General features: G+C 51.6%; 2 protein-coding genes. Both read left to right on the top strand.

Annotation, left to right across the window (positions count from 1 at the left end):
- The first annotated feature begins 9 nt into the window (after positions 1-9).
- Complete coding sequence (locus tag BLQ82_RS27510) at positions 10-4,308, top strand: SDR family NAD(P)-dependent oxidoreductase (RefSeq protein WP_062525440.1); 4,299 nt, start codon at positions 10-12, stop codon at positions 4,306-4,308.
- Positions 4,301-12,556 (top strand): hybrid non-ribosomal peptide synthetase/type I polyketide synthase, encoded by an 8,256-nt coding sequence (locus BLQ82_RS27505; protein WP_062525438.1) that lies wholly within the window; start codon positions 4,301-4,303, stop codon positions 12,554-12,556. The genes BLQ82_RS27510 and BLQ82_RS27505 overlap by 8 nt, the downstream gene beginning before the upstream one ends.
- The last annotated feature ends 48 nt before the right edge of the window (positions 12,557-12,604 follow it).

Here is a 12,604-nt window from a genome sequence, read left to right as displayed (position 1 = left end):
GGGATTGAATTGTTGGATGATGATGCGATGCAGTCAAAAATTGCAATCATAGGCCTGGCCTGCCGTGTTCCCGGAGCCGATACTCCCGCAGCCTTTTGGCACCAGATTGTACACGGGGTTGAATCCATCAGGACATTCAAGGATGAAGAGCTGACCGCAAGCGGCATTTCAGCAGATATTTTGAATCATCCCCAGTATGTGAAGCGGGGCGCGGTTATCGAGAATGCCGACTGCTTTGATGCGGACTTCTTCCGCTACACGGCAAAGGATGCGGAAATTACCGATCCCCAGCACCGGGCGTTTCTGGAATGTGCCTGGGAGGCGCTTGAGGATGCCGGATGTGTGCAGGACCTGGAGAAATATTTGGTCGGTGTATATGCCAGTTCATCTATCAGCTCCTACGTTCTGAATCTGTATTCAGATCTCGAATTGATGGGCAGGCTTGGGCATGTGCAGATTGGAATCGGCAATGAAAAAGACTTCTTAGCGTCAAAAGTTTCGTATAAGCTGGGACTTCGCGGCCCTTCCGTCAATGTCCAAACCGCCTGCTCGTCCTCTTTGGTAGCGGTCCATCTGGCCAGCCAAAGCCTGCTGAACGGGGAATGTGACCTCGCCTTGGCCGGCGGGGTCACCATACGGGGCGAGCAAAGGGCCGGTTACCTGTATCAAAAGGAAGGCATGGTTTCGCCGGACGGGCATTGCCGTGTATTTGATAAGGATTCCAAGGGGACTGTATTCGGGAATGGCCTCGGAATCGTGGTGTTAAAGCGATTGGCGGATGCAGTCCGGGACCGGGACAATATTCAGGCTGTGATCTGCGGCACGGCTGTCAACAACGACGGTGATCACAAGATTGGTTTTACTGCACCAAGTCCGGTGGGACAGGCTCAAGTGATTCATGAGGCACTGAGTGTTGCCGGCGTTGCTCCCGGAGAGATCAGCTACATTGAAACCCACGGGACCGGGACGGAACTGGGGGATGCCATTGAGATCAAGGCGCTTAAGGAAGTGTATCAGGCCGAAATGGGCCCGGCGCAGTTTTGTGCGATTGGTTCTGTCAAACCGAATATAGGCCATCTCGATACGGCTGCAGGCATCATCGGGCTGATAAAAACTACGCTGGCTATGAAGAATCAGGTGATCCCTGCCTGCATCAACCATGAAACACCCAATCCGAAACTATCCCTAGAGGAAAGTCCTTTTTATGTGAATACCGCATCGCGGCCCTGGAAAGAGGTAAGTGCTGCACCTAAGGCAGGAGTAAGCTCCTTTGGCATTGGAGGAACCAATGCCCATATTATTCTGGAGGAGGCGCCGTCCATATCTTCAGATGTTTCCGCCAAACAGCACCATGTCTTTTTGTTTTCCGCCAAAACGCTGAAGTCTTTGGAGCATATCTGCAGGGAAATGGCTGATTTTTTCAGCAGTCACTCCACTCTTCCTCCTGCCGATGTTGCCTATACGCTGCAAACCGGCCGCAAGCATTTTCCTTACCGGAAATTGGTTGTCAGTTCCTCGCTCGAAGAGGCAGCACAATGGCTAAGGACAGGCTCAAGCCAAGCGGAATGCCAAGGGAGGGAAGAGGTGCCTGTCGCCTTGTTCTTTTCGGCAGAGCAGCGGGAGATGTTAATAGTTGGTTATGAATTATATCAAAAGGAAACACGTTTTGCGTCTATCATAGATACGTATTTCAGTGATGAGCTTGTCCTCCACACGCTGGGCGGGCTGGATTTGCAGCAAATCTTGGCGGCTCCCCGCCATGGAAATCAGGAACGCCTGTATACGGAGCTGGGCCAGTTTATCTATCAATGTGCGCTTGCCGATTATCTGGTTTCATTGGGCATCCGGAAGGAAGTACTTATTGCAGAGGGAAATGGAGTGTACCCGGCGGTATATGCCTCCAGAACGGTTAGCATGAATGACCTGATCCGAATTATCCTTATCGGGGAGAAATGGCGTAATGCGGCAGAGGTACAACAATCCCTGCTTGAAATAGAGCTGGTTTCCTTGCTGCAGACCCTGCCTGTCCAGGCTTCGGAAGCGGAAATGATCGCCGATGGAATTCGGGTAAGCGAAGAAATGCTCCGCCATAAGGGATTTTGGATGTCCTGCGGTCAAGCTGTTAGCAGGTCTCAAGCGGCCAGTCTGCCGGAGCAAGAGAACCGGCTGCTGATTAAGATAGGTATGGAAAACGAAACAGACGGGGCGTTGAAGTGTCTGGGCGTGGTTTCTTTACTGCGTCAGCAAGTTCACGATGAACCTGCTGATTTTATCTTTTACAGTAAATTAGGGGAAATATGGATGAATGGCGGAGCAGTAGACTGGCAGCCGTTCTATTTCAAGGAGAGCAGAAAACGCGTAACACTCCCTGCTTATGCTTTTGACAGGCAGCGGTATTGGCATGAAAGGAAAGAGCAAGTCCCGCAAACCGTTCCGCGAAAAAAACCGACCGGAAAGTGGTTGTACCGCCCGGTCTGGAAGCAGTATTATGACTCATCTGACTCCAGGCTGGAGGATAGCCAAGCGGACACATTCCTGTTGTTTATAGATGACAGCGGATTGGGGGAAGGGATACAAGCATCCCTGACAGCAAAAGGGAATAGAGTGTGTACGGTAAAGATGGGGGCCGGCTTTAGCCAGATCCACCGGGATCAATACGTAATGGATCCGGGCAATGCAGAGCATTACCTCCAGGTGTTTCGGCATGTATTTCAGACGGCCTACCCCGTATGGAAAATCGTTCATATGTGGAGCAACGGGGAATACATGCCGGACCCCGGCGGTTTTTACAGCCTGCTGCATATGGGCAAGTCCTTTGGCATGATCGGGATTCACCAGCAGATCCAGCTGACGGTCGTGACTCCCGCTTTTCAATCCATTATGGGGAATGAAGTCTTGACCCCGTCAAGTGCAGCGGCAACCGGTGCCGTACATGTGATTCAGCAGGAATTACAAAACGTCCGCACCGCATTAATAGAGATAGCCGGTGAAGATACCGGCAAGCATAATCAAGATGCCGTGGAGCTTCTGGTTGGAGAATTCATTAAGCCCGGCCCGGAAAGATTCTTGGCGGTGCGGGGCAGACGGAAATGGGTCCGCACTTTTGAGCCCATGCAGATTGATCATCCAGTAGATTTGAAGCAGAAGCGGAACGGGGGACATTTGATTCTTGGAGGATTAGGCGGTATTGGCCTGACTGCGGCAAAGGCTTTGGCCGAACAAGGTGCGGGAACCCTTATCCTGACTGGAAGAGCAGCCTTTCCCCCAGAAGAGGAATGGCAAGAAAGGCTTGCCCTGTATCCCGAGAATGACGTCATCAATCAAAAAATCCGTAAAATAATAGAACTTCAGGAACAGGGAGCCCAGGTATATCTTTATCAGGTGCAGGTAAGTGATGAGAAGCAAATGAACGAGCTGTTCACAACCATAGAGCGTACACACGGCAGATTACAGGGAGTCATCTATTCGGCAGGTACTGTTGTAAGCGATTTCTTTCATAATTCCATATCCAACATTACCCGGGAAATGTGCGAAGCAGAGTTTGAGGTGAAGATGCGGGGATTGATGATTCTTGAGCAGATGCTCCGCGGGAAAGCAATCGAATACTGTATGGTCAATTCATCGATTTCTACGATTCTTGGGGGGATCGGATTAGTCGCCTATACGGCTGCCAACCAATTTATGAATAGCTTTGTGCAGATGATGAACCAACAGCAGAACCGGACCAGGTGGATGGCTGTGGATTGGGATGCCTGGAACTTTTCAGCTTCTGACAAGGCGGGCAGCACAGCCGCCAATGAACGCTTAGATCAGTTTATTCATCCGGCGGAAGGCGAAGCGATTATGAAAGCTTTGTTCGAGGTTATGAACAAGACGGAACATATTGTGGTTTCGACTACAGAGCTTGAACCCAGGTTAGCCTTGTGGGTGAACCATTCGCGGAATAATGGACCGGGCAGCCAACGGGAGAACCACAAAGAGCTGTCCATCGAACAGCTGTTGCAGGAGAGGATCAGGGAAGCAACAGGCCTTTCCGGCATGGGGGCAGACGAGAACTTCTTTGATGCAGGGATTACCTCTATCGACATTGTGGGCATGAATGACTCCATCCAGCAGCATGTCAACAGGCCCATCCTGATTTCCTCCTGGTATGAATATCCGACGATTAAGAAGCTGGCGGGTTATTTGAAGGGCGGAGAAAAGGAAACACGCAATGCTCAGGCGTTTGACCGTACCGAGACCGTCAATAGAGGGATGGATAAACTAAAAATGCTGCGGAACAAAGGAAGGGAGCTGCAAAATGGCTGATCCATCAAATTACAACGGATTAGAGATAGCCGTTATCGGCTTGGCATGCCGGTTTCCGGGAGCAAACAACCGCGAACAATTTTGGAACAATCTAAAGGACGGGCTGGAATCGGTTACCGATTTTACGGATGAAGAGCTGAGACGCGAAGGCGTTACGGCTGAGTTCCTGAATAATGAAAACTATGTAAAAGCGGGCGCGGTTCTTGACCGGTTTGAGTATTTTGATGAAAGGTTTTTTGGCTACAGCCCCAAAGATGCGCTGGTGATGGACCCGCAGGTGCGGCTGTTTCATGAGGTGGCCTGGGAATCGCTGGAGGATGCAGGGTATGTTCCCGATACTTATCCCGGTTTGATTGGCGTGTTTGCCGGGGCATCCAGCAACTACAACTGGAATGCGAGAGTCTATTCCTATGAAGGGGAGCACCGGGACGCATTTTCCGAAATTCAGTTAAGCAATAAGGATTTTCTTGCTTCCCGGATCTCCTACAAGTTCAATCTGAAAGGGCCGAGCATGACGCTCACGACAGCCTGCTCCACATCGCTTACTGCCATTCATGCGGCTTGCCGAAGTCTGCTGAGCGGCGAATGTGACATGGCGATTGCAGGCGGAAGCTCTATCTTAATTCCGCATCGAAGCGGATATTTATATCAAGAGGGTCATTTTCTTTCCAAAGACGGGCATATCCGGGCCTTTGATGAGCAAGCCTCGGGCATTCTGTTTGGGAACGGAACCGGCGCCGTTGTGCTGAAGCCTTTGGAAACTGCACTTGCGGATAAGGATCACATCTGGGCGGTCATCAAGGGCAGCGCGGTCAACAACGACGGGAACCGTAAAGCGGGTTATATGGCACCAAGTGTAGAGGGACAGCGGGAAGTCATTGAGAGCGCTCTGCAGGTCTCTGAAGTCGATCCTGACAGCATTTCTTACATCGAAACGCATGGCACCGGAACTCAGCTTGGGGATACCATTGAATTTACGGCGCTTCAGCAAATTTTTCACACCAGGCAGTCCCCATGCATATTAGGTTCCGTCAAGAACAATATTGGCCATCTGGATGCAGCTTCCGGGGTAGCGGGATTCATAAAAGCCGTGCTGGCGCTGAAGCACCGGCAGCTTCCGCCAATGGTTAACTTTTCGAAAAGTAATCCGCTTCTGGAAATGGAAAAATATCCGTTTGCGATCAATACCGGTCTGATGGATTGGCCGCTGTCCTCCCATCCATTGCGGGCGGGCGTCAGTTCATTCGGTGTGGGGGGGATGAATGCACATCTAATACTGGAGCAAGCTCCCCTGCCCGTGGAGGAACTGGAAGAGGATTTACAGCCGCAGCTGATCCTGCTGTCCGCGCAGAGCATGGAATCGCTGGAGAACATGACAGAGAATCTGGCGAACCATTTGGAAGAGCATCCGGACATCCGTATCCGGGATGTTGCCTATACCTTGCAAGCAGGCAGAAAGCCCTTCGAATTCCGTAAGCAAATCATCTGCCGGGACAATAAACAACTGATCGAAGGATTACGCAAGAAGGATGCCAGGCAGCCACAGGTGTACCGTGCGGGGGAAGCGCCTGAGCAAATTGTGTTCATGTTCTCGGGACAGGGTGCCCAATATGTCAACATGGGAAGGGAGCTGTATCACAACGAACCGATATTCCGCAAATATCTGGATCAGTGCTTTGCGATCCTGCGGATACATTCGGAAACTGACTATCAGGCCATCCTGTTTCCGAGCGATGAAGAAACAGAGCAGGCGCGGGAATTCATGGCCCGGCCGGACTATAACCTGGTCATCCTCTTTATTTTCGGATACGCGTTGGCAGGCTTGCTCATGGAATGGGGCATCAAGCCGGATGTTGTAATTGGATACAGTCTCGGAGAATATATCGCTGGTACGATTTCCGGGTTATTCACCCTGGAGCAGGCTATTCCTTTGGTTCTCAAACGGGGCCAGCTCTTTCAGCAGCTTCCGGATGGAATCATGCTCAGTATTCCGCTCCCGCCCGATAAGGTTCTGCCTCTGTTAGGCGGCTCCCTTGAAATTGCCATTGATAATCAGGTATCTTGCGTGGTGGGCGGTCCCGCAAATGAGGTGCTTGAGCTGGAAGAGAAGCTGAAGCAGAGCAAATGTGTCTGCACACCGCTCCCCATGGCGAAGGTGATTCATACGTCGAGAGTGGAATCCATCCTGGATGAATATCGGGCAGCTCTACAGGCGGTGCAGTTCCAACCGGTGAAGCTGCGGTTTATGTCTAGTGTGACCGGAGACTGGGCCGGGACAGAAGAACTTGCCACAAGCCAATATTGGATCAATCAGTTGAAGGAAAAGGTTTCATTTGTGAAAGCAATCCAGCATTTGGCTGACAAACGCACCCTCTTTATTGAGATTGGCCCGGGGCATGATCTAAGCGCCTTGGTCAAACGAACGTTTGGTCAGGATCCCAAGGTGCAGGTACTCAATCTCATTCCGATTGGCTCCAGCAAGGTTTCAGAGCAGCAGCATTTGTATGACCGGATCGGCAAGCTGTGGCAATATGGCTATTCCGCGGATTGGAACACATTCAGCCCGCAGGGCAGACGCATACCGTTGCCCACATATGCGTTCATGCGGAAGAAATTCTGGCTGGAGGAGCCCTCTTTTCCAGGCCGGGCAGGCAGTCAGTCCTATCGCATGACCCGGAAAAACATAGAGGAATGGTACTATGTACCTTCCTGGAAACGGCTCACGCCGGTCAATCAAGCCACCCCATCTCAAGCCAAGCCTGAGAGGCGCAGGCTTATTTTTGGTGACCACAGTTCGGCAGGTCATAAGCTTACCGATAAGTGGAAAGCTGTCAGCAAAGGATGCGTTACGGTATACAAGGGGGAGCAGCGTGCCAAATGTAGTGCGGACGAGCTTGTGATCAATCCCGCCCGGGATGAGGATTACGAATGGCTGTTTCAGGAACTGCACGCCGCTTCGTTTATCCCGGATGAAATGATTCATTTATGGAGTTTATCGTTTGATCAGAAGGAAGTTCATGCTCTGGTCCCGGATGCGGGTCTGGACGATGGCTACTATAGCTTGCTTGCGATTGCCAAAGCGTGCGGACAGCAGCTCAGCGGGCATCCGCTTGAACTGAAAGTGATCTCCAACGGTGTCTGTGAAGTGATGGGGGGTGACGGAACATTTCCGCATAAGGCAACCATGCTGGGACCTGTGAAGGTCATTCCGCTTGAGTATCCAACGCTGCGCTGCAGCTTTTTTGACATGGATCTGCTGCCGGATGACTCCCGTTTGGACAACATCATCGATTCATTGGTCCCTCAGCTTGCAGCGGCGAAGTGGGAGGGAGTTGTGGCTGTCAGAAACAACAGTTTTTGGGTGCCAACCTGTAATGCCGTCACATTGGATACTCAGCATGCCATGAAGATACAGCCTGACGGAAAGTACCTCATTACAGGCGGGCTTGGCGGTATTGGCCTTGCTGTTGCCGGATTTTTGGCACGGCAAGCCGGGGTGGAATTGATTTTAGTAGGACGAACGCCATTTCCTCCAAAAGAAGAGTGGGCAGAATGGAGCGCCCCCCATTTTGCAGAAGAGATTCACCGGCTAACGGAAATAGAAAACTCAGGAGGCACTATTCATATTCTGCAGGCTGATATTAGTAATCCGGCTGAAGTTCAGGCATTGCTCACACAGGTTGAGCATACGGTGGGAGGGCTGACAGGGGTTATCCATGCTGCCGGCGTTGCAGATGGTGAACTCATACAACGCTCCACACGGGAGAGCTCCAAAAATATGCTGGCGGCTAAGGTAGACGGAACGCTTTGGTTGTATGAGGCTCTGCGGGGGAAACCGCTCGACTTTTTCATTTTATGCTCCTCCCTGAGCTCATATCTTCCGGCAATTGGGCAAGCGGGATATTGTGCGGCCAATGCATTCCTTGACTCTTTTGCCTTCTATGCCCATGTGCAAAATTCCGCTTTTCCTGTCTTGTCAGTCAATTGGGAGCGTTGGAGAGGGACCGGGATGTCGAGAAGGATTGAAGCCTTGCATAAGGAACTGACCGGGTTGGAACTTGAGGGTACGATCACGGAAGGAGAAGGCGTGCAGATTTTTTCACGGATTGGGAATCTTGCTGTGCCTCAGGTAATCATTTCTGCCTTTGAGATGAACGAGAGGGTCCAGTTACATGAGCAGGCCGGTTCTCCTCTTGATTTTGAGGGAGCGGAGAACATTCCTCATCAGCAGCCTGATACGGGGAAATTTGGACGGCCCAGCTTGACAACGGAGTATGTCCCTCCGCGAAATGAGCGGGAGCGGGAGATCGCCCAGCTGTGGGAAGCGCAGTTCGGGGTGCAGCCGGTCGGGATGGATGACAGCCTGTTTGAATTGGGAGGAGATTCGCTCATGGCCCTCTCGATTCTGGCGAGGGTCCAAAAGCAATGGAATGAGCGTATCCCTATGGCATATTTTATCAACCACCCCACGGTGGCTGGCCTCAGCAGCTATATGGAGCAAATAACGCCAATTGTGCCGAACGGAGTCAGGCCTGCTGCGCCTAAAGATTATTATCCGCTGACCTCCGTACAGAAACGTGTGTATTTTTTGCAAAAGATGCATTCTATGACGACGGTATACAACAATCCGGGAATCTATCAGCTGGAAAGCGAAATCGATATTGGCCTGCTCCGGCAAATCTTCCAGAAGATCCTGCAGCGGCATGAAATCCTTCGCACCTCCTTCGGCTTTGCCGGAGAAGAAGTGGTTCAAACGGTTCATCAGAGTGTTGAGTTCTCCATCGAAGAGCTGGACGCTCGCGAAGCCGGCATGGATGAGGTAATCGCAGGGTTTATTCGTCCGTTTGAATTGGAGAAGGCTCCGCTGCTGCGTGTAGGCTATTTGCGGGACAAGCGTATTTTGCTGATCGACATGCATCATCTCGTATCGGATGAGATGTCATACCGGTTGCTGATCCAGGATTTCCTTGCTTTGTATGAGGGCCGGGAATTGGCCGTATTGCCTTTGCAATATAAGGACTACGCAGCATGGCAATCCGGAATGAAAGACAGTCCGGCGTTCGTAAGCCAGCAGCAATATTGGCTGGATCAATTTGCGGATGGGGCCTACGAAACGAAGCTGCAGCTGCCGCTCGATTTCAAGCCGCCTCTCATACAAAGCTATGAAGGCGACTTTATCCGGTTTGATGTGGATGCCTACACAAGCAGAGGGTTTAAGCAAATGTTGAAAACAGAGGGCGTGACCTTAAATATGGGGCTGCTGGCGCTTTATGCAGTGGTTCTTTTTAAGATCTGCCAGCAGGAGACGGTCATCATCGGTACCCCGGTATCCGGCAGAAAGCATACGGATCTGGAACATGTCATCGGCCCGTTTGTAGACACGGTTGCGTTGAAGCTGTCCATGGGAGCCCAGGCTTCTTTTGCAGAATTCCTGCAAGAGGTCAAGCAGACGCTATCCTCCGCTCTGGATCATCAGGAGTATCCATTCGAAGAGCTGATAGGCAGCCTGGACATGGAACGGGACTTGAGCCGTAATCCTTTGTTTGAAACGATGTTCAGCTACCGGGAGGTATACGACAAGACCAATCAAATCGGCGGCGTACGGGAGATCACCTCTTTGTACAAACACAAGACAGCGATGTTCACGATAAGATTTACTGCTTGGGAAGAAGGACCGCAAATCGGCTGCGAAATTGAGTACAGCACCACACGGCTGTCCCGGGAAACGATGCAGCGGTTTGCCGGTTTTTTTGAACAGCTTATGCAGCAGGTTCTGAACGGGCCTGCCAGACCGTTGACCGAAATTGCGATGATAACAGATATGGAGAAGCAGCAGATCCTGTTTGGCTTCAATCAGACACACAGCATCGTGGAGCCTGGGCAAAATATCGTTTCGTTATTCGAGCGGCAGGCAGAGGAGCATCCGGAGAAGGTTGCCGTTGCCGCAGGGTTAACCAGAGTGAGCTATGCGGAATTTAATCATGCTGTAAATCAGTTGGCTCATTATTTGCAAAAGAACGGCGTAACCCGGGGAACGCCGGTGGGAATATACCTGGAGCGCTCTCCGGATGCGGCTGTCGCCATCCTCGCTGTGCTGAAGGCGGGGGGCTGCTACGTGCCGGTTGACCCAAGCATCCCAATCCGGCGGATTCTCCAAATCCAAGAGGAGGCCGGGCTGGCGGTCATGCTGTCCAGCAGCGGCTTAACAGGGCAGGCGAAGCTGGAATGCCGGAGAATGATCCTGCTGGACCGGGAGCGGGAGGCCATTTCACAGGAGTCATCAGCCAATCCGGGCAACGGGGTGGAGGCTTCACAAACGGCCTATATGATCTTTACTTCCGGTTCCACCGGCAAACCGAAGGGGGTGAAGATCCCGCACCGTGCATTGACGAACTTCCTGCTCTCCATGGCCAAAAAGCCTGGGATGACGGCGGAGGATAAGCTTCTATCTGTGACCACTCTCTCGTTTGATATTTTCGGTCTGGAATTATTCCTGCCGCTGGTCACAGGAGCACTCGTTGTCCTTGCGACAAACCGGGAAGCGGCAGATGGCAGAGTCTTGGGGCAGCTGCTCGAAGCACACGGAATTACGGTGATGCAGGCAACACCGGCCACGTGGAAGATGCTGCTGCTGTCCGGGTATTCCGGCAGCAGCCGGCTGAAGGCGTTATGCGGAGGGGAAAGCCTGCCGCTGGATGTAGCCCGGGAGCTGCTTCCCAAAGTAGGCTCGCTGTGGAACATGTACGGGCCTACCGAAACAACGATCTGGTCAACCGTAGCCGAGATCACCAATGCCGGGCAGATCCTGATCGGAAAGCCGATTGATAATACACAAATTTACATCCTGGATCAGAACCATAACCCGGTGCCATTGGGAGTCTACGGAGAGATGTATATCGGCGGGGCCGGGGTTGCAGACGGGTATGTCAACCATCAGCAGTTGACGGAGCAGAACTTTGTCGACAATCCTTTCAGCACGTTGTACCCCAAGATGTACAGGACAGGCGACATCGCACGCTTTTTGCCGGATGGCACACTCCAATGCGAAGGCAGAATGGATGACCAAGTGAAGATCAGAGGTTTTCGCATTGAACTGTCCGAGATCCAAGCAGTCATTGCGACTTATCCGGGGATCAAAGACAATGTGGTGGTGGTCGAATCCAGCTTGCCGAATGAGGAAGAACCGGAGTCTGGCGATAAGAAATCTATAACCAGCTACATGGTTCTCTCAGGACCGGAAGCGGTCAATATCGATGAGCTGAAAAGTTATTTGCTGGAAAGACTGCCGTCCTACATGATCCCGGTGCAATTTTTCATCATTGATCAAATCCCGCTGAGTGCCAATCAGAAAACCGATAAGAAAAAACTGCGGACGATGCAGCAAAAACTCCTGGTGTCCGAGAAGGCGTATAAGGAGCCGGTGTCGGAGGTAGAGAAGCAGATCAGCTCCATTTGGATGAAGCTGCTGCACAAAGAAACCATCAGTATCACAGATTCTTATTTCGACCTTGGCGGTACCTCCATCACCGTGGTTTTGCTGCAGGAACAATTGAGGGAAGCCTTTGGCGTACCGCTCCAAGTAGCTGATATTTTTTCACATCCTACTGTTGAACGCTTGGCAGGCTTCATTGAAAAGAAGATTACTCCAGAGGCTTCCTTATGGATAAAGGGAGTAACAATGCCTTCCGGATACTATCTGACGGCGATCGACAGGAATGAGCAGATGAAGCTGAGGCTGGAATTAGAACCGGCTGCGGCACAGAGTCTTGTCCATATCGCCGATTCCCACGGGATGAGGACGGAAGAGGTCATCCTGTCGCTTCTGTTTTATGTACTGAATCAGATCTCCCGCGAAGAAATGATCGAAATCACTCTTCTGGATGGTAACAACGGAGTACACCAGGCGTGCATTGATTTTTCCGAGCTGGAAGACTTTGATTCGCTTTTTATAAAGATCAAGGACATGGTCAGTGATATTCAGAGTCAACGTTCCCCGGCAGAGGGTACCCGGATTGAGGAAAAGGACGAGAAAAACCTGTTCCTGCTGTTCCCGCTGACCTCTTCTGCGGCCGCCGGCTTGTCCTTCCCGTTTAATGCGCTCTGGACATGGGAGATCAGCCGACGGGAGAAAATTATCGTTCAGCTTGATTATGACGGACTGTTATGGAAAGCGGCAGCGTTAAGCAAAATGGTTCAAGGCTTCACACAATTAGCCAATCAGTTAGCGAGTCGGCTCTACATTCCATGAGGCCGGGCTATCCGCGGAGTTTCCAGCCTGACGATAGACCGCACGAAG

This window comes from Paenibacillus jilunlii, assembly GCF_900102965.1.
In the GTDB taxonomy this organism is placed as follows: Bacteria; Bacillota; Bacilli; order Paenibacillales; family Paenibacillaceae; genus Paenibacillus_AQ; species Paenibacillus_AQ jilunlii.
Note: the sequence above shows the minus strand (reverse complement) of the source record. Positions and strands in the feature narration are given on the sequence as shown.